Raw genomic sequence first — 23474 nt, 5'->3', positions numbered from 1 at the left:
TGGTCGACGAGGTCTTTGAACCCCCGGCGTCTGTCCGCCATAATCCCCCACTTCTATCTCTATACCGAACAGAATAACGAGACTCTCGCAGTATGACCGAGCCCTCTGTCTACGAAGCTTCCGAGCGCCAGCATCTGGCGGAATACACCGAGAAGGCGTACCTGGATTACTCCATGTACGTGATCCTCGACCGCGCCCTGCCCAATATCGGCGACGGCCTGAAGCCGGTACAGCGCCGTATTGTCTACGCCATGAGCGAGCTGGGGCTGAAGAACACCGCCAAGTACAAGAAGTCCGCGCGCACCGTGGGCGACGTGATCGGTAAGTACCATCCGCACGGCGACAGCGCCGTGTACGAGGCGATGGTGCTCATGGCGCAGCCGTTCAGCTACCGCTATCCGCTGGTGGACGGCCAGGGCAACTGGGGCTCCCCGGACGATCCCAAGTCCTTTGCTGCCATGCGTTACACCGAATCCCGCATGGGCAAGTACTCCGAAGTGCTGCTGTCCGAGCTGGGCCAGGGCACCGTGGACTGGCAGCCGAACTTCGATGGCACCATGGATGAGCCGGCGGTACTGCCGGCGCGGGTACCCAACATCCTGCTGAACGGCACCACCGGTATCGCGGTGGGTATGGCTACGGACATACTCCCGCACAACCTGCGCGAGGTGGTGGATGCCACTGTGCATATGCTGGAGAACCCCAAGGCCACGGTCAGCGAGCTGTGCGAGTTCATTCACGGCCCGGATATGCCCACCGAGGCAGAGATCATTTCTCCCCGCGCAGACCTGCACAAGATGTACGAGACCGGCAAGGGCTCGGTGAAAATGCGTGCGGTGTGGACCAAGGAGGATGGCGATATCGTCATCACCGCGCTGCCGTACCAGGCCAGCGGCTCCAAGGTGCTGGAGCAGATCGCCGCGCAGATGCAGGCGAAGAAGCTGCCGATGGTCAGCGACCTGCGCGATGAATCCGACCACGAAAACCCGACCCGTCTGGTCATCGTGCCCAAATCCAATCGGGTGGATCTGGAGCAGGTGATGAATCACCTGTTCGCCACCACTGACCTGGAGAGGAGCTACCGGGTCAACATGAACATGATCGGTATCGACGGCCGCCCGCAGGTGAAGTCCCTGGACAAAATCCTGTCCGAGTGGCTGAGCTTCCGCACCGTCACCACAAGGCGCCGCCTGCAGTTCCGCCTCGACAAGGTGGAGAAGCGCCTGCACTTGTTGGACGGTTTGCTGATCGCGTTCCTGAACATCGATGAAGTGATCGAGATCATCCGCACCCACGACGAGCCCAAGGCGGCGCTGATGGAGCGCTTCGGTCTGTCCGATGTGCAGGCGGAATACGTGCTCGACACCAAGTTGCGCCAGTTGGCGCGCCTGGAAGAAGTGAAGATCCGCGGCGAGCAGGCAGAGCTGGAAAAAGAGCGCGATATGCTCACCAAAACCCTGGAAAGCGAGCGCCGCCTCAAGACCCTGATCAAGAAGGAGCTGCTGGCGGCGGCCGACGAGTTTGGCGATGACCGCCGCTCCCCGATCGTCGAGCGCGAAGAAGCGAAAGCCTTCAGCGAGACCGACCTGCTCACCAGTGATCCGATTACCGTGGTGCTGTCGGACAAGGGCTGGATTCGTCAGGCCAAGGGTCACGATATCGACCCCACTTCGCTCAGCTACAAGGCCGGCGACAGCTTCAAGTACGCCGCCCACGGCAAGAGCAACCAGATGGCGCTGCTGCTCGACAGTACCGGCCGCAGCTACGCCATCGCCTCCCACACCCTGCCGTCTGCGCGGGGCCAGGGTGAGCCGCTGTCCGGGCGCATCAACCCGCCCTCCGGCGCCACCTTTGAAGGCCTGCTGATGGGCGCTGACGAGCAGAAGGTGTTGCTGGCAAGTGACGCGGGCTACGGCTTTATCGCCAAGTTCGCCGACCTGCAGTCCCGCAACAAGGCGGGTAAGGCCATGCTGTCCCTGCCCAGCAATGCCCGCGTGTTGCCGCCGCAGGAAATTACCAACCCCGCGGCAGCGCTGCTGGCGGCGGTCTCCAGCGAGGGGCGCATGCTGGTGTTCCCGGTAACGGAGCTGCCGGAACTGGCCAAGGGTAAGGGCAACAAGATCATCAATATCCCGTCCGCCCGCGCCGCCAGCCGCGAGGAAATCCTCGTCGGCGTTGCGGTGCTGGAAGCCGGCGACCAGCTGGTGATCCACGCCGGCAAGCGCCACACCAAGATCAAGGTCTCGGAGCTGGAACACTACCAGGGCGAACGCGGCCGTCGCGGCAACAAGCTGCCCCGCGGATTCCAGAAAGTGGACAAGGTGGAAGTGCAGAGGAAGTAGACGTGCAGGCTTCTCGCCGGGATATGAGTGAAAAAAAAGGGCCGCCCAATGGGCGGCCCTTTTTATTTTGTGTGTCCCGATTCGCGTCAGGCCGGTTCTGATTCCAGTCGGACGTTTTGAACTTTGCTGCTTTCGCTGTGAGATGGCGTCTCGGCGACTGCCGCGCCGGCTTCCGGCGCAACCGTCGCTGCGGGCTTGGCGGCCAGGTTGTCGATCCGCAGCAGCCAGGCAATCGCCGGCACCAGGATCAGCGCACCGAGCATATTCCACAGAAACATGAAGGTCAGCAGCAGGCCCATATCGGCCTGGAACTTGATCGGTGAAAACACCCAGGTGGCTACGCCAATGCCCAGGGTCACTCCGGTAAAGGCCACCGCCTTGCCGGTCTGGTGCAGGGTATAGGTGTAGGATTCCACCAGATTTTTGCCTTGTGCCAGGGCTTCGCGCACCTTGCTGAAAATGTAGATGCCGTAGTCCACGCCGATGCCGACGCCGAGGGCGATCACCGGCAGGGTGGCCACCTTCACACCGATGCCCATCAGCGTCATCAGCGCCTGGCCCAGCAGGGACGTCAGCATCAGCGGCAGCACCACCGCGAGCACAATGCGCGGCGAGCGGAAGGTGAGCAGGCACAGGGCGATGACCACGCCGTAGACCCAGATCAGCATTTCCGTCTGTGCCTTTTCGATCACGTCATTGGTGGCGGCTTCGATACCGGCGTTGCCGGCGGCCAGCAGGAACTCCACCGAGTCTGGAGTGCGCTCGGCGTTGAAGACGCGCATCGCGGCGACCACGCGATCCAGGGTTTCCGCCTTGTGATCGTTCAGGAACACCAGTACCGGCGCCATGGTGCACTCGGAATTGATCAGTCCTTCCGGAGCTTTGGCGACCGACGCGTTGGTGATGAACTGGTTGCGGTTGAGGCCGTACCATTTCAGCGAGCCCTCGTTCATACCGAAGTTGCCGAACTTGGAGACGTCCGCCACCGATGTGACCTTCTGCACGCCCGGCACATTGCTCAGGTGGGCCGATAGTTGATCCATCCACACCAGATTGCTGTAGGCCACGCACTGCTCGGCTTCGGTTTTCGCCATCACCACGAACACGTCGGTACTGGTGCTGTAGTTTGCCACCAGGTAGGCGTTGTCACGGTTGTAGCGGGAATCCGGGCGCAGTTCCGGGGCGCCGGCGTCGAGGTCGCCGATCTTCATGAACTGCGCGTAGTAGGCGCCGGCACCGCAGAGAATCAGGGCAACCGCCAGCATCGCCTTGGCCTGGCGCGGGCGCGCGAAACGTGCGAAAAGGCGCTCCACCAGCGAGGCCTTGTCCTGTTGCGCACGCGCATAGGCCACGCCGCCTTTGGACACACCCACATAGCTGGCAATGATCGGCAGCGCCACCAGATTGGTGACGATGATCACCGCTACACCGATACTGGCGGCAATCGCCAGTTCGCGGATAACGCCGATGTCGATCACCATCAGGGTGGTGAAGCCGATGGCGTCGCTCACCAGCGCGGTGATGCCGGCCAGGTACAGGGAACGGAACGCGAGTTTGGCCGCGTTCAGTTTGTCGGCACCCTGCACGGTGTTGTGCACTACGGCGCTGATGATCTGCACCCCGTGGCTGACACCAATGGCGAACACCAGGAAGGGCACCAGCATGGAGTAGGGGTTGATACCGTAACCCAGCAGGTTGAGCACACCCAGCTGGCAGAACACCGCAAAGATGGAGCAGGCGAGCACTGCAAAGGTGCTGCGCAGGCAGCGGGAGTAGAGCCACAGCAGGGTGAAGGTGATGAGTACCGCGAGTACGAAGAACAGCACCACCTGCACCGCGCCGTCGATCAGGTCACCGATGACCTTGGCGAAGCCGACAATGCGAATCTGCGCCTGATCGCTGCTGTATTTGTCGCGCACATTCTGCTCGAGGAAATCCGACAGCTCGCGGTAATCCAGTGGCAGTCCGGTTTCCGGGTTCACGTCCTGTAGTGGTGCCAGCACGATCGCGGAGCGGAAGTCGTTACCCACCAGCACGCCAACCTGGCCGGATTTGAACACGTTGGCCTTCAGGCGTGCGAGCATGGCCTCACTGCCATCGTAGCCGTTGGGAATCACGGCGCCGCCAACAAAGCCTTCCTCGGTGACTTCCTGCCAGCGAACGTTGGGTGTCCACAGAGACTTCATGCCATCGCGATTGACCCCTGGGACGTAGAACACCTCGTCGGTGACCTGCTTCAGCACTTCCTGGAATTCGGGGGTGAAGATGTCACCTTGCTTACTCTCCACCACGATACGCACCACGTTGCCGAGGTCCGCGAGTTCCTGGCGGTAGTCCATGTAGTTATTGATGAACTCGTGGTTGCCGGGAATCATCTTGGTGAAGCTGGCCTCGGGGCGCACCTGCAGGCCCTGCCAGCTGAGGAAGACCAGAAGCAGTGACAAGACAGACAGCGCCAGTGCGCGCTGGCCGAAGACCAGGGATTCGAAAAATGCCTGTACCCGGGAGGCGGGCGCGGCAGCTTGTTGATTCGGGGATGTATTACTCATGCTTGCCACTACCTCAGTTCATGTTCCACGCGGTGACGCCGAACTGGCCCGCCAGAATCAGCTGTTCACCTTGTACGGCGACCGCGGAAAAGGCGGCGCCAGAGGGGTGCTTGCGTACGGAAATTACTGCGGGCTCCGCGATCGCGAAGCTGGCAATCAGGCCGCCGTGGCCCACCAGCACGACGCGGCCGCTATCGTCGATGGTGCCACCCAGCAGACTGGCACCGGCCTCTACCTTGTGGTGCTGCCAGCTGTTGCCGCCATCGCGGGACACCAGCACGTGTCCCTGCAGGCCAAAGGCCACCAGGTTGCCGGAGCCCGCCTGGCTGACGATGCCAAACAGGCTGCCGTCGTAGGGCAAATCCATGGTTTCCCAGCTGTCGCCGCCGTCGCGGGAAACGAAGCCGAGGCCGCTCTCGCCGACGATGTACAGGCTGCCGTCGTCACTGCGGGTGATGGCGCTGAGGTGGAAGCGATCGGGATTATCGAGACTGGCGCTGCGCAGCTGCCAGCTGTCGCCGCCGTCGTCACTGCGCAGCAGGGTGCCGTAGGCGCCGATGGCGTACAGACGGTTGCCGCCGGCGACGACGATGTCGAGCAGCGGTTTGTTGGGCCCGCTTTCCAGTTCGGCCTGACTGTCTTCGAGGGCGAACTCCAGCTCTTCCAGCTGGTATTCCAGTTCTTCGATATCGGCGTCGTCTTCGGCATTGTTACCGGTATCGTCGATAAGCTGCTGCAGCTGGTCGCGGCGCGCTTCCTGGGCGTTGATCTGCAGGCGGCTCAGGTCGTAGCCGTCAAACACTTTCTGCCAGGCGCCATCGCGGGTGCGGCGCAGGATCGCAGCATCCTGGCCCACGGCCACGGCACTGCCGTCCGCAAGCAGGGTGACTGCGGTGAGGCCAACGCTCACCGGGGAATCCTGCTGTTGCCAGTGGCCATCGGCCCGCCACTGCAGCAACAGGCCGCGCTCGCCGGTCAGCAGGTAGCCGTCATTCAGGGGTTGCAGGTTAGTGATGACGCTGTGGGCGGCGCGGGTGCTGTGCAGCGCCGGGGTATTTAGTAGCTCTACGTTTGCGCTGGCCATCAGGGGCTGGGAAGCCATCAGCGCTGGCAGCAGGAGTCGGGGGATAAAAAGTCGGAAAAGTCTCATAAGTCGCTTGTGTGCTTATTATTCGTCCGCCCGATTATCTGGTAGCCGATTCGCGTCTCGATATGTCATACGCGCCAAATCATTATCCGAGCCCGCAGGAGGCACTCACCTTAGCTCTGCGCGGTTGGTATCTTAGCGGTGAATTCAAAAGGCCCTGGAGTCACAAATTCTGCCGCCAGCAGGCGACATTGTTACGGCATCATGAACTGAGTGTTGATAGACTGGCGCGAAAATGCATTCACTGTCATAAAAGTCAGGATAAAAAAGTGAATTTTGAACACGCGGTAATGAGCGGCTGGCTGATCCTGATGGTCAGAGCCATGCAGGCTTGCGATATCGATGTGCCGGAAGCGTTGGCTGCCTGCGAAATTCAGTGGGAGGAACTCGGGGATCTGGAATCCAGGGTGACCCTCAGCAAACTGGTGGAGCTGCTGAACTACGCCAGCGCCCGGGCGCCGGAGCACGACATGCGGGTGATGATGGCGGAAAACTTCCATCCCAGTATGTTGCATGTCCTGGGCTACGCGATGATGTCCGCTCCCAGCCTGTGCGACGGTCTCGATTACATCGTGCGTTACCGGCGCATTGTTTCCAGTCTGTGCAATGTGCGCCTGCAAGAGGTTGCCGGTGGCTTTGAATTTGGCATACGCCCGGTGCGTATTGAGCAGCGGGTGGTGCCGGGGCTGGGCATGCGCGAGGCCGAGGTGTTTCTCGCATCCCTGGTAAAGTTCGCGCGAGATCTGGTCTCCAGTGACCTGACACCGCTGTGTGTCTATCTGGAAGCCGAGCAGCCCAGTCAGCAGGTCGACCCGCTGCAGATATTTTTTGGTTGCGAGATTCATTACGGCCACAGCTACAACGCGGTGGTATTCCCCCGCGAGCTGGCAACACGCAAGCTCCTGACCCACAACAGTTTTCTCGCACGCAGCCACGAGGCCATGCTGGATGAATACCTGGCGCGGGTGGACAAGAGTGATCTGGTCAATCTGATCCGTTGCAAAATCTACGATTACCTGCCGGGCAGCGCGCCGGCGCAGACTGAGGTGGCGGAGGCTCTGGGGATGAGCCTGCGGAATCTGCAGCGCCGGCTCAGCGAACTGGGTACCAGCTACAAGGACATCCTCGAGCAAACCCGCAAGCAACTGGCGGTGAAATATATGGGGCAGTCGAACCTCTCCCTTGGGGAAATTGGCTACCTGGTGGGCTTTTCTTCGGTCACTAATTTCAATCGCGCCTTCAAGCGCTGGACCGGGCAGACGCCGGGCGACTACCGCGAAAACCGAATTGTGAACCAGTTAAATTAATGGGTGTTTCTGTTTAAACGGGACTGGATGTGACGCCAGTCCCCGTCTGCCGTGACTGGCGTACTCGCTTCTGTCTTTGCTCAAGCCCTGGTTATCCCTCTTGGTCCATTTACCTCCCTGTGCGGCATGTACGGATAAGAATCTGGCATATTGCGCACATTGAACGGGATCGACCCTTGCCTCCTCTCGCCTTAAGTTTTCCCATGTATGAATGGGAGAACAGCAATGGCTATAAGAATAAATGTATCTGGTTTCAGTCGAGCTCTGCTCGCTGCGGCGATCAGCGCAGCAGTAGTGCCTGCACAGGCGGCCGAGTTTTACTTCGGTGCGGATGAAGATATCTCTTTGCGTATCAGCTCGCAGCTGGATGTCGGTGCGAGCTGGCGTCTGAACGAAGCGGATCCGCGCTTTATCGGTTATCTGAACGGCGGTGAGGGTTTCACCAGCACCACTGACGACGGCAACCTGAACTTTGAAGAAGGCGAGACCTTCTCGAAGATCATCAAGGGTGTACACGATATCGAACTGTCGAAAGACAACTTCGGTGTGTTTATGCGGGTCAAGTACTGGTACGACAAGGAGCTGGAAGGGGAAAACCGCCCCCACGGCACCAACTCCAACAACTACGCTGCCGGTGAGCCGCTTTCAGACGAAGGCTTCTCCGAGTTTGCGAAATTCTCCGGGCTCGCGCTGCTGGACGCCTACACCTACCTGGATACCGAAGTCGCCGAGATGCCGGTCAGCCTGCGCCTGGGGCGTCAGGTATTGAGCTGGGGTGAGAGCACCTTTATCCAGGGCGGTATCAACGCCATCAACCCGGTGGACGTAAGCGCATTCCGCCGCCCGGGCGCAGAGCTGAAGGAAGGCCTGCTGCCGGTGGGCATGGCCTACTTCAACGCCGGCGTCACCGAAAACCTGAGTGTGGAAGGTTTTTACCAGTACGAGTGGGAGAAGACCCAGATCGAAGGTTGTGGTACCTACTTCTCTTCCACCGACTACGCTGCCGATGGCTGTGATCGCGTCACCATTATGGCTCCGGATGCGATGGCCGTAGCCGGGGGCCTGTACGCCCAGCGTCAGGACGATATCGAGCCTGAAGACGGCGGCCAGTACGGCTTTGCCGCGCGCTACTACGCAGCGGCACTGAACGATACCGAGTTCGGTGTCTACTTTATGAATATTCACTCGCGCATGCCTTATGTCAGTGCGATTCGCACGGCGATCCCTGCAGCAGTCGGCGAGGGCGCTCCGGTCTTTGTGCCTTCTTCGCACCCTGAATTCGGTGCGCTCTCCGTGTATAACCCGGCATACATGGTCAGCTTCCCCGAAGACCTGAAAGTGTACGGCCTGAGCTTCGCCACCAATGTGGCCGGCGTGGCGCTGTCCGGTGAGCTGTCCTACAAGCCGGACACCCCGCTGCAGGTCAACGGCTCCGACATCCTCAATGCCGCACTGTCCGAAAACCCGATGTTCGCGTTTACCAGTCGCGTGAATGAGGTTGGTTACGGTGAGGTGGTCCGGGGTTATGACACATTCGACCAGACCCAGCTGCAGGTCACCGCGATCAAGTTCTTCGACCGCGTACTGGGTGCCTCGCGTCTGGCGCTGATCGGTGAAGTGGGCGTGTCCATGCTGGACGGGGTGGAAGACTCCGACCAGCGCTACGGCCGCAACACCGTGTTTGGCCTCGGCGACTTCACCCTGCCCAACGGCACTACGTGCAGCAATCTGGTGGCTCTAGGGGCGATCGATGGCGACTGCAGCGCCGAAGGTTACGTTACCGACACCGCCTGGGGTTACCGCGCGCGCGCTGCGCTGGAGTATCCGAACGTATTCGCCGGCATTTCCCTGAATCCGACCCTGGCCTGGTCACACGATGTGAACGGCTATTCGGCGGAGCCGGGCCAGCAGTTCCACGAGGGTGCCAAGTCCCTCGGCCTGGCAGTGGAAGCCGTGTACAAGATGAAGTACAGCGCCACCCTCGGCGTCACCGCGTTTGACGGCGGCAGCCACAACATCCTGGAAGACAAGGACTTCGTGTCCCTGAGCTTCAAAGTCTCCTATTAAGAGGTAGCGATATGAACCCGACAATCAACAAGAAAATGACCGCAGCCGCGCTGCTGCTGGTGTCTTTGATGAGCGGCACCGCGTTCGCCAAGGTATCGGAGCAGGACGCGGCCAAACTGGGTGATTCCCTGACCCCACTGGGTGCGGTAAAGGCGGGCAATGCGGACGGTTCCATCCCGGCCTGGACCGGCGGCCTGATCAGCGGTGCTGAAGTGGCCAAAAACAGCAGCGATCCCGGTCGTCCGGTCGACCCCTTCGCGGGCGACAAGCCGCTGTTCGAGATCACCAATGCCAACCTGGACCAGTACAAAGACAAGCTGAGCCCGGGCCAGATCGCCATGTTCAAGAAGTACCCGGAATACCGCATGCCGGTGTACCAGACCCGTCGCTCCGCGGCCTACCCGGAGTCCCTGTACGACGTGGTGAAGAAAAACGCCCTCAATGCCGAGCTGGTGTCCGGCGGCAACGGCGTCACCAATTTCGATACCGTGATTCCCTTCCCGATGCCCCAGAGCGCGCTGGAAGTGGTGTGGAACCACATCACCCGCTACCGCGGTGGCTCCGCGATCCGCAACACCACCGCAATCCCGGTACAGGCCGATGGCTCTTTTGTGCCGGTGAAGTTCACCGACCAGCTGGTGTGGCCGGAATTCCTCGACGGTGGCCGCGACGCCCAGGGCGATGACAATGTGCTGTTCTATTACCTGCAGCAGATCACCGCACCGGCGCGACTCACGGGTACTGCGCTGCTGGTGCACGAGACCGTGGACCAGGTAAAAGAAGCCCGCCGTGCCTGGGTATACAACGCCGGCCAGCGCCGCGTACGCCGCGCCCCGAACGTGGCTTACGACGGCCCCGCCGAGGGTACCGATGGTCTGCGCACCGCGGACAACCTGGATATGTACAACGGTGCTCCAGACAAGTACGAGTGGAAACTCATCGGCAAGCGCGAGCTGTACATCCCGTACAACGACTACAAGCTGCTGGACACCTCTCTGAAGTACGACGACATCGTACAGGCCGGCCACCTGAACCCGGAGTACCTGCGTTATGAGCTGCACCGGGTATGGGAAGTGGAAGCGACCCTGAAAGACGGCGAGCGCCATATCTACGCCAAGCGCACCATGTTCCTGGATGAGGACACCTGGGGTGTATCGGTGGTGGATCACTACGACGGCCGTGGCAATCTGTGGCGCCTGGGCGAGGGCCACAACGTGATGTTCTATGACGTGGGCACCCCCTGGATGTCCGCCGAAGTGTTCCACGACCTGGATTCCGGCCGCTACCTGGTGACCGGCCTGGCCAACGAAGAGCCGAAATTCATGGAGTGGGGCAGTAAGGTCAACCGTCGGGACTTCTCCTCTGCGGCACTGCGCCGTATCGGTCGCTGATCCGTTTGGTTTCCTGACACGCCTGACAGGGCCGGCATTGCCGGCCCTTTTCTTTTCTGTACCCTCGGCTCCCCTTCTCACTCTCCCTCGATTTATTTTCAGGCTTCGCAAGCAAGTAAGAAGCGGCATCTGGTGCGCAGATGGCTTGCCAAATTAGTAAGCATCCTTACAATAAGCGCCCTCAAGAAGACCTGATATAAAAGCCACTCTGTGAATAAATCTGATATCGCAGCGCATTTGGGGTTTGAGCTGCACACCGCCGCTCGCTTGCTAAAGCGCAATTTCGATCGCCGCGCGAAAACCCACGGCCTGACCCGCGCCCGCTGGCAGGTGCTCTGGATCCTGCACAAGAACCAGGGCATGAAGCAGGCAGAACTGGCCGAGCGTATGGACGTGGCCCCCATCAGCCTGACCCGCCAGATAGACCTGTTACAGGCGGAGGGGCTGGTGGAGCGCCGCCAGGATCCCCAGGACCGGCGCTGCTACCGCATTTATCTCACCGGGGCCGCCGCTCCGGTGTTACAGGCCCTGCACGGTCTCGCCGAGCAGACTCGCACCGAGGCGCTGGAGGGACTGTCGCAGGAAGAACAGCAGCAATTGCAGAATTTACTGAGTCGGGTGCGCGAGAATCTGAGTCGCGAGGAGACGGTGTGTGACTAACGCACTGGGAAACAAACCGCCTGTGGAAAACCAACTGCCCGCAGAAAACAATCGGAAGGAAAACAACATGGTGCAGAAGCTGAAATCCCGACGTGCGGGTTTTACTCTGGGGATTTTGATCGCCGGCGCGGTTGCCGGTTGGTGCATCTGGGGTGCTGACAGCAGCGTACACACGGAAAACGCCTATGTGAAAGCGGACAAGTTTGCGCTTGCGCTGGAAGTGAGCGGCATTGTCGCCGAGGTGCCGATTCGCGCGAACCAGCACGTGAATAAAGGGGATCTGCTGGTGCGCCTGGATGACACCGCCTTCCGCCTGGCGGTGGCGGAGGCCGAGGCCCATCTCGCCCAGGTCAAAAACCAGGTGCATGCGCGCCAGGCGGAGTACGCCGAAGCGGAAGCGGAACTGCAACAGGCCCAGAGCGATGCGGAATTTTTCCGTCGCCAACTGGACCGCAATGAAAAACTTGGCAAGGTGGCGCTGTCGGAGTCGCAGCTGGACGAATCCCGCCAGAAGTTGGATCAGGCCCGCGCCCGGATTGCGGTCAACACCGAGAAACTCGCCAGCCTGCGCGCGGAGCTGGGGGGCAATTCCCAGGTGCCGCTGGAACAGCAGGCTGACGTGATGGTGGCGCAGGCGAAACTGGATAAAGCGCGCTACCAGCTTTCCCGTACCCGTATTACCGCACCGGTTTCCGGTGTTATCGCCAACGAAGCGCCGCAGGTCGGTGAAATGGCGGCGATGGGTCTGTCGGTGGTGACACTGCTCAGCACCGAAGATATGTGGATCGAAGCCAACCTGAAGGAAACCCAGCTCGAGCACGTGCACGCGGGGCAACAGGCGGAAGTGACCGTAGATGCCTATCCCGGGGTGAAATTCCAGGCGCTGGTCGAAAGCCTGAGCGGCGCCAGCGGCAGTGAGTTCGCGCTGATTCCGCCGCAGAATGCCAGTGGCAACTGGGTGAAAGTGGTACAGCGGGTGCCGGTTCGCCTGCGCCTGCTGCCGGCAGAGGAGGCTCCGGTGCTGCGCGCGGGCATGAGCGCGGAGGTGATCATCGACACCACCGAAGACAAGAAACTGGTTTCTGCCCGCGCCGCCGATGACCACCGCGTCGTACTTTAAGTTGTTCTTTGAGTTGTACGCACCGATGTATGCACCGATGTATGCACCGATGTATGCACCGATGTATGCACCGATGTACCGACCGATGTACCCCGTGTCGTACTGCCAGCCGGATTGGAAAAGGACGCAGCGCACATGAGCCAGACGCTACAGCCCGGTGCCCTGTCCGCGCCGGCACCACAGGCAAAGGCATCGACCAGCGAGGCGCTGGTCGCGCTCAGTGTGATGCTGGCCACCATTATCCAGGTGCTGGATACCACCATCGCCAACGTGGCCCTGCCGCATATGCAGGGCAGCCTCGGCGCCAGCAGTGACCAGATCACCTGGGTACTCACCTCCTATATCGTGGCCGCCGCGATTATGACCGCGCCGGTGGGTTATATGGCCCAGCGCTTCGGTCGTCGTCGCCTGTTCCTCTGGTCCGTGGGCGGGTTCACCATTACTTCCATGCTCTGTGGCCAGGCCAGCAGTCTCAACGAGATGGTGCTGTGGCGGCTGTTGCAGGGGGTGTTCGGCGCGTCTCTGGTGCCGCTGTCCCAGGCGACACTGCTCGATACCTATCCAAAGGAGAAGCACGCTTCCGCCATGGGAATCTGGGGCGTGGGGGTGATGATCGGACCGGTGCTGGGCCCGACTCTCGGCGGCTGGCTGACGGAGTACTACTCCTGGCGCTGGGTGTTCTACATCAATCTGCCGTTCGGCATCCTGTCCATGCTCGGGATCTACTTCTTTGTGCCGGAGAGCGAGACCCGCAAACAGCGCTTTGACGCCCTGGGGTTTGCGCTGTTGGCTCTGGCGGTGGGCGCGCTGCAGATGTTGCTGGACCGCGGCGAACTGGTGGACTGGTTCGAGGCACTGGAAATCCAGCTCTACGCCATCGCTACCGCACTGGGCGTGTACCTGTTTGTGGTGCACTCGCGCACCACGCCGACCCCGTTCCTGTCTCTGGACCTGTTCCGCGATCGCAATTATGTGTCCGGGGTGGTGTTCATATTTGTTGTTGGGATCACACTGCTGGCCACCATGGCCCTGCTGCCGCCGTTTCTGCAGCAGTGGAAGGGTTACCCGGTGATGACCACCGGCATGGTGCTGATGCCCCGCGGGATTGGCACCATGATCTCGATGATGCTGGTGAGCAAGCTGATGCAGCGCTTTGATGCGCGCGGGCTAATCCTGCTGGGAATGGGGCTGATTTCCATTTCCCTGTGGGTGATGAGCGGTTTCACCCTGCAGGTGAGCCAGCACGATCTGGTCTGGACCGGGATTCTGCAGGGGCTGGGACTGGGCCTGGTGTTTGTGCCCATCTCCACCCTGGCCTACGCAACTCTGGCACCGCAGCTGCGAGGTGAGGCGACGGCGCTGTTCAGTCTGTCGCGCAACCTGGGAAGCAGTATCGGCGTGTCGATTGTAATGGCGGCACTGACGCGTAATCTGTGGATCAATCAGCAGCAGCTGGGGGAGCGGGTACAGATTCCACCGGGAATGGGACTGCCTTCGATGGACCAGGTCTCGGCGCTACCGGCGGAGCTGATGAACACCATCAGTCAGCAGGCGGCGGAAATTGCCTATGTGAACGATTTCCAGATGCTGATGTGGATCAATATTGCGGCCATGCCGCTGGTATTTTTGCTGTCTAATCCAGATCGGAAGGGATAGCGGCATGTGTGCGGTGCGATAGAGGGTTGGCTGGCAGCCTCTTGGTGGCCCTGTGCTCCACAACCTCATCGGCAATCGTTCCGCACAGGGCCACCAAGAGGCTTTCACATCTAGGCCTGTGTACAGAAAAGCAGGTAATGTGGTTTAGAAAACCTGCTTCTCTGTACCAGTCCGCCACAGGGCCTCAATCGAGAAAAGCTAGTTTGCCGGATACCACGTCTGGGTACGGTAAAAGAATCCCAGATAACCCCGCACTTTCAGGTTGCCGTCTTCCAGCCACATTTTGCAGTCGTAAACCTTACCCGTCACCGGATCGAGAATCTGCCCGCCTTCGTACCTGTCTCCGGTTTTCACCATGTTGGTGATGACATTCATGCCGACGATTTTCTTGCCCTTGTTGTCGCCGGAACAGGCGTCGCAGACGGTGTCGTCCGGCTTCATCAGCAGGTCTACCACGCGCCCGTAATACTTGCCGCCCTGTTCGTAAATCTCCACGATGGACTTGGCCTGGCCGGTTTCATCATCAATCGTTTTCCAGCGTCCGATCACGTCGTTGGCAAAGGCAAGCTGGGTAGTGAAAAGTAGGCTGATAAAGGTAAGGAATAGTGTCTTCATTGGGGTATCCATCGCTAACAGACCAGGTGTGAACATAACACCTAATGCGGTCGCTCTCCGCTGCGGGTTTCATTTGAGTGTAGTTGCTACGGGTCATCGCGCCGCGGGCTCTGGCCACTGGCGCTGCCAAGCTCGGTTAACTGTGGAATAATCCGCAACTCAAGCGGGCCCTGGTTCGGTCCCGGATGCAAGACGCCGGTGAGAAGTGCAGGCCGGGGATACAAAGAACATGCTTATATGGATACGCCAAAACACGCACTGACCGTAGACAATGTCATTTTCGGCTTCGACGATGGCGAGCTCAAGGTGTTGATCGTCAAGCACGGCGAGGGGGAAAGTCGCGGTCGTTGGGGGTTGCCCGGGGACTGGTTGTACCCGGACGAAACCCTGGAACAGGCCGCGAGCCGGGTGCTGCTGGACCGCACCGGGGTGCGGGATATTTTTCTTGAACAGCTACACGCGTTCAGCGAGCCGCAGCGGCACCCGGGGGAGCGAATTATCACCGTCGCATTTTTTGCGCTGGTGCGCTCCGATGCACATGCGCTCTCGGTGGGGAAAACCGAGCTGGATGCGCGCTGGGTCAATGTGCGTGAGACGCCGGAACTGATCTTCGATCACAACACCATCCTCACCAAGGCGCTGGCGCGCCTGAAGCACAAGGTGCGGCACGAACCCATCGGGTTCAATCTGCTGCCGGAAAAATTCACTCTGCTGGAACTGCAGCGCCTGTATGAAGCGGTGCTGGATATTTCTCTGGACAAGCCCAACTTCCGCCGCAAGATGATGAAAATGAACCTGCTGGTTTCCACCGATGAAAAACAGTCCGGTGTGAGCTATCGCGCGGCCAATTTGTACCGCTTTGATCTGCGGGTATACAAGGAACTGACCGAGCAGGGGTTTGTTTTCGAGGTATAAAAAAAAGCCCGGAGTGCAACGCTCCGGGCATGAAGTGTGAGAGAGACGACTCACCATTTACCACAGTAACTCCTGAAACCCGGGGGGAGCTTCAGGCTTTGATTTCAACCAGAACCTTCTAAATACTCGAAGAAATCAAAGTCGGCGGGGCGATTGGCCCCGGAAATATCCTGACAGGCCATGCCGACAAAAGCACCGGTAAAACTGGCGCCCTCACCGCGGCCCGCCTCGTCGGAAACGATGCTGTAATCCAGCGTTTGTCCAATCTTCTGCCAGTTTTCTCCGTCGCTGGACCAGAGGAAATCCAGCTTTTCAAAATTCACTTGTGCACGCAGGTAGATGGGCGCGTCTTCGGGCACGGCGACAACGCCTTCTGTTCCCGACCCGTAGTTGCCCAGAGGAAACTGAAGGTCGGTCACTTCGCCGTCGCTGTGGCTCATGATGCCCAGGTGTTTACCGTGTTCGTCGTCGTGGGAAATATACAGGTAGTGGAACTTCTGCCCGTTGTAGTAACAGGTGATGCCCGCCATCTGCTGAAAGGTTTCCGGTTCAAACGTCACGCAGGTGGTGGCGGTAAAACAGAATGCCTGCTGGCGGCGGGCGAGCAGTGCCTGCTCGAAGGTATTGCCGATGGACTGCTTGCCGTACAAACGCAGATATCCTGGCCGGTCCTTCAGGCTGTAGAAGTTTTCCGGGTAGGGCGTGCGCAGCCATTGATAGTGCATGGGCAGCACATCGCTGTTGAACTCGTCCCGCGCTGGGTCGCCAGGCCAGGGGTGTGGTGCCAGGTCAGGTGCATCCAGTGTGGCGCGGGGCTGGTTGTTACCGTGGGCGAGACGCAGCCAGCCATCGACACTCCAGTGCGCGCGCTGAATCGCGGTTTCGCGCCCAAGTGGGCTGCGCTTCAGGCCTGGTAGCGGGCGGGTGCTCAGGTGCACGGCGAAAATCTCGCCCTGTGGGGTTTCCACAAAGTCGCCGTGGCCGGAGCGCTGCAGTACCAGATCCGGGTTGTCCGCAGAGGTGAGGAAATAACCCTGTGGGTCCAGCTCGTAGGGACCCTCGATATTTTTCGCACGCGCAAAGGTCATACGGTGTTCATAGCCGGTGCCGCCTTCCGCGGTGAGCAGGTAGTAATAACCGTTGCGACGGTAAATATGCGGCGCTTCCGTAAGGCCCGCTTCGGTGCCGCGGAAAATATTGGTGATCGGCCCCACCAGTTTTTTCGCAATCGCATCGTATTCCTGCAACAGAATCCCGCCGAACGCGTTTTTGCCGGTGCGGTGATCCCACACCATATTGGTAAACCACTTGCGGCCGTCCTCGTCGTGAAACAGGGAGGGATCGAAACCGCTGCTGTTCACATACACAGGATCGCTCCACTCGCCGTCGATAGTGGCGCTGGTGGTAATGTAGTTGTGCGCATCCTTGTAATTGCCGTTGAAGCGCTTTACATCGGTGTATACCAGGTAAAACAGGCCGTCGCAGTAGGACAGGCAGGGCGCCCAGATACCGCAGGAGTCTGGATTGCCACGCATATCCAGCAGTGCTTCCCGATTCAGCGGGCGGCTGATCAGACGCCAGTTCACCAGGTCTTTCGAATGATGAATCTGTACCCCGGGGTACCACTCGAAGGTGGAGGTGGCGATGTAATAATCGTCACCCACCCGTACGATGGAGGGATCCGGGTTGAAGCCTTTCAGAATTGGATTGTTCATCACGTCCTTACTTCGAATACATGCTTAGTTGGAAACTGTTTGGGTTGCGGGCTTGCGGTGTGAGACTTCGCCCGACACGTCGTCCTCAGCCATACCCTCGGCGATATAGGCGTTGGTGAGTCGGTAGTAACGGAAAACCGCCATGGTGATCAGGGTGCAGATCACCGGGCCCGCGGCGTAGATCAGCACGATGCCGTTCAGAGTGCGTTCGCTCTGCTCGGCGTTGGGAACATAGTCGAAGTAGCCCAGCAGCCAGCCGGCACTGGCGCCCCCGAAAGCGAGGCCAAGCTTCAGTGCCATCAGGTGGCCGGAGTAGGCCATGGCCATTTTTTTCGGGTGGCCTTTCTGGGCAAACCAGTCCACGGTGTCAGGCACCATGGAGAAAATCAGTGGAATAGCGATCATGTGTACGAAGTTCGCCGCCATCGCCAGTACCAGCGCCAGGTACACCTGATCCCGCCCCAGTGGCAGCAGCGCCGCGTGGGTGACGATCACACCGATCATCGACCAGTTGAACAAACGCGCCTTGCAGAAATGTTTGGTGAGAAAGTTAGTGCACACCGCACCGGCGACACCTGCCAGCATCGGCAGGGTAACGAACATGCTCACCAGGCTTTCCGACTGGAAGTAGTAGGTTACATAGAAGGGGGTGACGGCACCGCGCATGGCCACCAGTACCAGCAGGAAGAAGGTCGCTGCGGCGATGACGGCCCACTGGCTGTTGCGGAACAGGTTGATAAAGTCCGCGGCAAAGTTGACCGCCACGTTTTGCTTTTCTGCGGCTGCGACTTCCGCTTCCGGCTGCACCCGCTCACGGGTACTCCAGAAACAGATAAAAAAGCACAGCGCCGCAATGGCCGCCATCACCGCCATCGCCATCTGGTAGCCGAACGCCTTGTCTCCCTGGCCGAGCAGATTGACCAGTGGCAATGTGAGTGCCGATACCAGAGCGCCGCCGACCATTGCCATGGCAAAGCGGTAGGACTGGATCGAAGCGCGCTCGGTAGTGTCTTCGGTAATTACCCCACCGAGGGCTGAGTAGGGAATATTGATGGCGGTGTAGACAGTCATCAGTAGTGTGTAAGTAATGTAGGCGTAAACCAGCTTGCCGTTTTCACTCAGGTCTGGAGTGGTGAACGCCAGCACTGCGAGGCCCGCATAGGGCAGCGCCATCAACAGCAGGTAGGGCCGGTAACGCCCCCAGCGGGAGCGGGTGCGGTCTGCCATACCGCCTACTAATGGATCCGTTATTCCGTCAAATATCCGCACGACCAGCAGCAATGTACCTGCAGCGGCGGCGGAGATGCCGAACACGTCGGTGTAGAACACCAACAGAAAATTGATTACCACCTGGAATACGATGTTGCTGGCGGTATCCCCGAGGCCGTAGCCGATTTTTTCACGGATGCTGATGCTGGACGCAGGCATGGTGTTTCTCTCATTCGTTATTGTTATTGATTTTTTATTCGTCACTATTGATGACGGCGCCGTCGCTATGTCGGCGGTTACCGCACCGGCTTCTTGGCTGGTGTCGATAAGCTTCACAGTTGGTTTTTACTGCTGTTATTTTGTTCTGGCTTTCATTGACCATTAATAATAGTCTCAGTGACTATATCACAGAGGCAAGGGCTGTCTAGCATTTTGCGCCGACTGGGATATCGTCCTGTTCAGATTAAAAAATAATCAGAAAAATAAGAAGGCAAATAAAGGTAGGAAGATGAAAAAAACGATGATGAGTGATCTGAGTGATCAACGGCGACAGTTTTTACGCAACGCCCTCACCGTCGCAGGAATCGGCCTGGTGCTTGGCAGTGCCAGCCCCCGGCGCCTGTTGGCGGAAGCGTTGAGCGCCAAAGCCGGACCATCTACACCGGGCCTCGGTGCACTTTTTGCCGGGGATTTCAAAGTCGGTACCGCCCTGTCCAACACCACACTCCTCGCGCAGAATCCGGAACTGGAAGCACTGGTGTCCCGGGAATTCAGCGCCATCACCGCGGAAAACGCGATGAAGTGGGAGGAAGTCCACCCGCAGGCGGATACCTGGGACTGGCAACGGGCCGATCACTTTGTGGATTTCGGCCATCGCAAACAGATGTACACCATCGGCCATACCCTGGTTTGGCACTCGCAGATACCCGAGTCCGTATTTGTCGACACCCACGGCCGACTGCGCAAGCGCGGCGAGATCGTGCGGGCAATGGAGACTCATATCGGCACCCTGGCGGGCCGATACCGGGGCAAGATCCAGGCGTGGGATGTGGTCAATGAAGCGGTTACCGACGACGGCCAGTGGCGCAAAAGCCTCTGGTACAACACGCTGGGGGACAGCTATTTTTCCCGCGCCTTCCACCTGGCCCGGGAAGCCGACCCCGGCGCGGAACTGTTGTACAACGACTACAGCATGCACCTCCCGGCCAAACGTGACGGCGTCATCGACAAGATCGCAAAACTTCGCAAGCAGGGCATGCCGATCCATGGCGTTGGCATGCAGGCCCACGTCCATCTGGACGATCCGGCAATCTCAGAACTGGAAGCCTCCATCGAGGCCATCGCCGCCGTCGGCCTCGATGTGCATATCACCGAGCTGGACGTGGACGTACTGCCAAAAGCCTACGATTACATGGGCGCGGAGATCTCCACCAACTTTGCCTACTCCGAAGAACTCAATCCTTTCCCCGAGCAGTTGCCGGAAAAGCTGGTCGACGAATTGGCGGCGCGCTACGAATCGCTGTTTAAATTGTTCCTGAAACACCGGGACAAGGTTCGCCGGGTTTCTTTGTGGGGGACCACGGATGCGGAGTCGTGGAAAAATGATTGGCCGGTAGTTGGGCGCACCAATTACCCGCTAATTTTTGATCGTGAAGGTGAGCCGAAGAAAGCGTATTACGCTGTTGCTGGACTAAAGGGAGGAGCTAGTTCCGGTTGAATGGCGCGTCATAGTGGAGCTTTGTGGCGGCACCGCTGCCGCCACCAAAGGTCAACAAAAGACCACGAAATTATGATGAGCAACTAATGGGCAAATGTTTCCCCGACTCGGGTGGTGCGGCAGACCAACCCTCAAACCCCGGGTGTTCATCAAACGGCGTCTGTAACAAATCAAACAAAATATGCAGCGGCTGGAAATCTCCGCCCTCTGCCGCCTCAATTACCCGCTGTGCCAGATAATTTCGCAACACAAACTTCGGGTTAGTCTGGAGCATTGCACGGCTGCGCTCCTGGGCAGAACGGGTTTCTTTCTGTAGACGCTGGTCATAGCGAGAAAGCCAGTGCCCCAGCGGCTCATGCTGAGACGGCGAAACAAGAGCTTCCAGTGCCGCAGCCGGCCGCTCCCCGCAGTAATGGCTCAACGTGCGGAAAAACAGCGAGTAATCCACCCGCCCGGATTCCAGCAACTGCATCAGGTCCGCACACAACTGCTGGTCCCCATCGTCCTCTGTCGCGAGCCCAAGCTTGCGGCGCATTAACCCGGCATAAAACTCAATTAACAGCGGCTGATACTGCCCCAGACAATCCTTCAGCGTCTCAGTATCCAGCAGCGAAGAAAGCGCGTGGGCCAGGGCGTTCAGGTTCCACAGCACCACCCCGGGCTGCGCGTCGAAGGCGTAGCGACCGGTGTGATCCGAATGGTTGCAGATCAATCCCGGTTCGTAATCATCCAGAAAACCGTAAGGGCCGAAATCGAATGTATCGCCGATGATCGACATATTGTCCGTATTCAACACCCCGTGGGCGAAGCCCACCGACTGCCAGCCTGCTGCCAGTTCCGCACTGCGCTTTACCGTAAGCCGCAACAGTGCCTCTGCCTGCACCTGCACCGGTTCCCCGACTACTTCCGGTAAAAACTGCGCGCACACATACTCCACCAGTTTGTGCTGTGCCTCCAGCTGACGGGTGTAAAACAGGTATTCAAAGTGTCCGAAACGAATATGGCTTTGGGCCACACGGATCAGTGCCGCACCGGTTTCCATTTTTTCCCGCGCCACCAGCTCACTGCTGCCCGCAATACACAGCGCGCGGGTGCTGCGAATGCCCAGGGCGGTAAGCGCCTCGCCCGCGAGATATTCGCGAATGGTGGAGCGCAACACCGCGCGACCATCGCCGAAGCGGGAGTAGGGGGTTTTACCGGCGCCCTTCAAATGCAGGTCCCAGCGTTTGCCATTGTGCGTCACCTCGCCCAGCAACAGCGCGCGCCCATCGCCCAGCTCCGGGTTAAAGGCGCCGAACTGGTGGCCGGTGTATTTCATCGCAAACGGCAGGCTGCCGGAAAACAGCTTGCCGCCACTGCTGAACAGCGCCCAATCCGGATGATTCGACTCCGCCGGGTCCAGTCCCAGTTCCGTCATCACGGATTTGTTGACATGAATGATGTGGGGCTCAGACAGCGGTGCGGGTGCCGTAGGTGTTCCGAATACAGGGCCGAGATCAGCGTAATGATGCTGCAGCGTGAAGGAGTCGAGTTTGTGCAAAACGGGTTTCGGATCAGTCACTGGATGCCTGGGTCAGGGTAAGCTTGATGTTCTTGTCGTCCCAGCAATCCACTTCCATGCTCAGCAGGTCTTCAATGGCCGGGTACTGGTACAGCCAGTCTTCGGGGATCGCAAGGGTATAACCGGGGCCGTCGGCGGCGAGCTGCAGGCCGGTTATGCTGCGGTCCACATGATCCCGGTGCACGATACAGGCCAGACGCAGGCACAGTAACAGGTCATTGTTGGGGTGAAAACCGTAGTGCTCCTGTACCGCTTTGATATCCCCGCGCTGGTTGCGCACAAGATAGGCGAGATTTTCCTGCTCGCTGCGGCTGAAGCCGGCCATATCCGCGTGCTCGATCATAAAGGCGCCGAGCTTGCGGAAGCTGCTGTGGGACAGGGACAGACCCACCTCGTGCAAGTCCGCCGCCCAGTGCAGCAGGCGGCGTTCGGCGACGCGGGAGTGAGGATTCAGTTGGCCAAAAAACTGCAGCGCGGTATTGGCCACCCGCTTGGCCTGGGTCGGATCAATTTCGCTGCGCTCCATCATATACGCCACGGTATCCGCGCGGCGGTCACCGCCCTGAGCGCGCCCGGCCAGGTCGTGGACGATACCCTCGCGGATCGCAAAGGGGGAAACCTGCATTTCGCGGATATCCAGTTCACGGAAAATACCGTGCAGAATTGCCAGGCCGGAGGCGAATACCGGGCGCCGCAGGGGGTCCAGATGGGGCAGGTCGATGGCTTCTACGGTCTTGCAGCGGGAGACTTTCTCCGCCAGCTGGTCGATATCATCCCGCAGGATAGGCAGCAGCTCGCCGTCGTTCAGAATCCGCGCCACCGATTTGATGGTGCCGGAAGCGCCCATCACCAGCGCCTCGTCGGCCATATGCTGCAGTTCCTGTAGTTCCGCCTGGGCGGCGCGGCGGGCGCGTACAAAATTATTGCGCTTGCCAGCGTCAATTTTGCCGCTGTCGAAAAAGCGCCGGTTGAAGGCGACGCAGCCCATATTCACGCTCTGCAGCTGCTTCGGGGTCTCGACTCCGCGCACCAGCTCGGTGGAACCGCCACCGATATCCACCACACAGCGGAGGCGCGGCGGCCCCTCGGCAGCGGCCATGACACCGGAGAAAATCAGGCGCGCCTCTTCAATCCCGGAAATGATTTCGATCGGCGCGCCGAGAATACTTTCCGCCGCTTCCAGAAAACCGTCCGCCTGGGTGCTGGCCATACGCAGTGTATTGGTACCCACAATACGCACATTGTCTGCCGGCAGGTCCTGGATCACCGGGGCGAAGCGGCGCAGAGCTTCCAGCGCCCGTTCCGCCACTTCCGGCGCCAGATTGCGTTCACTGTCGAGGCCCTCGGCCAGTCGCACCATGGCGCGGTCGGTGTGCAGGCGCACCATCCGTAGTTCGCGGAATTCCGCCAGTAGCAGGTGAAAGCTGTTGGACCCGAGATCGAGCGCAGCATAGCGCGCATGATTGGACTCGGTCGTGGAATTATTTGTCATGCTTATGGTTG

Annotated in this window: 16 protein-coding genes; 9 read left to right on the top strand and 7 right to left on the bottom strand. The window is 59.6% G+C overall.

Translation table 11 applies throughout. The features are described from left to right. The first annotated feature begins 92 nt into the window (after positions 1-92). Entirely contained in the window at positions 93-2342 is a 2250-nt protein-coding gene (parC, locus tag PVT68_RS08520) for a DNA topoisomerase IV subunit A (RefSeq protein WP_280322306.1), read from the top strand. A gap of 86 nt (positions 2343-2428) precedes the next feature. On the opposite strand, the gene PVT68_RS08515 is transcribed toward parC, so the two are convergent. Both PVT68_RS08515 and PVT68_RS08510 read right to left on the bottom strand, forming a co-directional pair. Beyond that, entirely contained in the window at positions 2429-4891 is a 2463-nt protein-coding gene (locus PVT68_RS08515; protein ID WP_280322305.1) for an efflux RND transporter permease subunit, read from the bottom strand. 13 nt (positions 4892-4904) lie between these two features. Further along, complete coding sequence (locus PVT68_RS08510) at positions 4905-5993, bottom strand: sialidase family protein (RefSeq protein ID WP_280322304.1); 1089 nt, start codon at positions 5991-5993, stop codon at positions 4905-4907. 314 nt (positions 5994-6307) lie between these two features. Between PVT68_RS08510 and PVT68_RS08505 the strand changes: the two genes are divergently transcribed. The 6 genes from PVT68_RS08505 (at position 6308) to PVT68_RS08480 (ending at position 14239) form a co-directional block, all read left to right on the top strand. Next, positions 6308-7345: an AraC family transcriptional regulator gene (locus PVT68_RS08505; RefSeq protein ID WP_280322303.1), complete on the top strand. Its 1038-nt coding sequence runs from the start codon at positions 6308-6310 to the stop codon at positions 7343-7345. A 225-nt stretch (positions 7346-7570) separates the two neighbouring features. Next, positions 7571-9412, top strand: coding sequence for a DUF1302 domain-containing protein (locus PVT68_RS08500; RefSeq protein WP_280322302.1), 1842 nt, complete (start codon positions 7571-7573; stop codon positions 9410-9412). A gap of 11 nt (positions 9413-9423) precedes the next feature. Next, positions 9424-10803, top strand: coding sequence for a DUF1329 domain-containing protein (locus tag PVT68_RS08495; protein WP_280322301.1), 1380 nt, complete (start codon positions 9424-9426; stop codon positions 10801-10803). A gap of 210 nt (positions 10804-11013) precedes the next feature. Next, complete coding sequence (locus tag PVT68_RS08490; RefSeq protein ID WP_280322300.1) at positions 11014-11463, top strand: MarR family winged helix-turn-helix transcriptional regulator; 450 nt, start codon at positions 11014-11016, stop codon at positions 11461-11463. Continuing rightward, a complete protein-coding gene (locus PVT68_RS08485; RefSeq protein WP_280322299.1) occupies positions 11456-12583 on the top strand; it encodes an HlyD family secretion protein in 1128 nt (375 codons plus the stop codon). The genes PVT68_RS08490 and PVT68_RS08485 overlap by 8 nt, the downstream gene beginning before the upstream one ends. Before the next feature lie 135 nt (positions 12584-12718). Then, positions 12719-14239, top strand: coding sequence for an MDR family MFS transporter (locus PVT68_RS08480; RefSeq protein ID WP_280322298.1), 1521 nt, complete (start codon positions 12719-12721; stop codon positions 14237-14239). A 198-nt stretch (positions 14240-14437) separates the two neighbouring features. Here the strand turns inward: PVT68_RS08480 and PVT68_RS08475 are convergent, their stop codons facing one another. Then, positions 14438-14854: a DUF2147 domain-containing protein gene (locus PVT68_RS08475; RefSeq protein WP_280322297.1), complete on the bottom strand. Its 417-nt coding sequence runs from the start codon at positions 14852-14854 to the stop codon at positions 14438-14440. A 237-nt stretch (positions 14855-15091) separates the two neighbouring features. Here PVT68_RS08475 and PVT68_RS08470 point away from each other — a divergent pair, with 237 nt between their 5' ends. Further along, positions 15092-15769, top strand: a complete 678-nt coding sequence (locus PVT68_RS08470) for an NUDIX hydrolase (protein ID WP_280322295.1) — start codon at positions 15092-15094, stop codon at positions 15767-15769. Positions 15770-15873: 104 nt separating this feature from the next. On the opposite strand, the gene PVT68_RS08465 is transcribed toward PVT68_RS08470, so the two are convergent. After that, complete coding sequence (locus tag PVT68_RS08465; protein ID WP_280322293.1) at positions 15874-17484, bottom strand: glycoside hydrolase family 43 protein; 1611 nt, start codon at positions 17482-17484, stop codon at positions 15874-15876. 24 nt (positions 17485-17508) lie between these two features. Beyond that, the gene (locus PVT68_RS08460) at positions 17509-18912 is read right to left on the bottom strand and encodes an MFS transporter (protein ID WP_280322292.1); all 1404 of its coding nucleotides are present in this window, start codon (positions 18910-18912) and stop codon (positions 17509-17511) included. 289 nt (positions 18913-19201) lie between these two features. On the opposite strand from PVT68_RS08460, the gene PVT68_RS08455 reads away from it, so the two are divergent. Next, positions 19202-20410: an endo-1,4-beta-xylanase gene (locus tag PVT68_RS08455; protein WP_280322291.1), complete on the top strand. Its 1209-nt coding sequence runs from the start codon at positions 19202-19204 to the stop codon at positions 20408-20410. Between the two features lie 70 nt (positions 20411-20480). Here the strand turns inward: PVT68_RS08455 and PVT68_RS08450 are convergent, their stop codons facing one another. Together PVT68_RS08450 and PVT68_RS08445 are read right to left on the bottom strand one after the other, a co-directional pair. Next, positions 20481-21950 (bottom strand): protein adenylyltransferase SelO, encoded by a 1470-nt coding sequence (locus tag PVT68_RS08450; protein WP_280322290.1) that lies wholly within the window; start codon positions 21948-21950, stop codon positions 20481-20483. Positions 21951-21963: 13 nt separating this feature from the next. After that, positions 21964-23463 carry a Ppx/GppA phosphatase family protein gene (locus PVT68_RS08445; protein ID WP_280322289.1) on the bottom strand — a complete coding sequence of 500 codons (1500 nt, stop codon included), beginning with the start codon at positions 23461-23463 and terminating at the stop codon, positions 21964-21966. Between the last annotated feature and the right edge of the window lie 11 nt (positions 23464-23474).

This window comes from Microbulbifer bruguierae, assembly GCF_029869925.1.
Lineage (GTDB): Bacteria > Pseudomonadota > Gammaproteobacteria > Pseudomonadales > Cellvibrionaceae > Microbulbifer > Microbulbifer bruguierae.
This window is presented reverse-complemented; position numbering and strand designations above follow the sequence as displayed.

Bases quoted from the DNA above. Each gene is read 5' to 3' on its own strand.
- PVT68_RS08515 (WP_280322305.1), bottom strand. From the start codon at position 4,891: ATGAGTAATACATCCCCGAATCAACAAGCTGCCGCGCCCGCCTCCCGG.
- PVT68_RS08480 (WP_280322298.1), top strand. From the start codon at position 12,719: ATGAGCCAGACGCTACAGCCCGGTGCCCTGTCCGCGCCGGCACCACAG.
- PVT68_RS08510 (WP_280322304.1), bottom strand. From the start codon at position 5,993: ATGGCTTCCCAGCCCCTGATGGCCAGCGCAAACGTAGAGCTACTAAAT.
- PVT68_RS08460 (WP_280322292.1), bottom strand. From the start codon at position 18,912: ATGCCTGCGTCCAGCATCAGCATCCGTGAAAAAATCGGCTACGGCCTC.
- parC (WP_280322306.1), top strand. From the start codon at position 93: ATGACCGAGCCCTCTGTCTACGAAGCTTCCGAGCGCCAGCATCTGGCG.
- PVT68_RS08475 (WP_280322297.1), bottom strand. From the start codon at position 14,854: ATGAAGACACTATTCCTTACCTTTATCAGCCTACTTTTCACTACCCAG.
- PVT68_RS08455 (WP_280322291.1), top strand. From the start codon at position 19,202: ATGAAAAAAACGATGATGAGTGATCTGAGTGATCAACGGCGACAGTTT.
- PVT68_RS08465 (WP_280322293.1), bottom strand. From the start codon at position 17,484: ATGAACAATCCAATTCTGAAAGGCTTCAACCCGGATCCCTCCATCGTA.
- PVT68_RS08445 (WP_280322289.1), bottom strand. From the start codon at position 23,463: ATGACAAATAATTCCACGACCGAGTCCAATCATGCGCGCTATGCTGCG.
- PVT68_RS08500 (WP_280322302.1), top strand. From the start codon at position 7,571: ATGGCTATAAGAATAAATGTATCTGGTTTCAGTCGAGCTCTGCTCGCT.
- PVT68_RS08495 (WP_280322301.1), top strand. From the start codon at position 9,424: ATGAACCCGACAATCAACAAGAAAATGACCGCAGCCGCGCTGCTGCTG.
- PVT68_RS08470 (WP_280322295.1), top strand. From the start codon at position 15,092: ATGGATACGCCAAAACACGCACTGACCGTAGACAATGTCATTTTCGGC.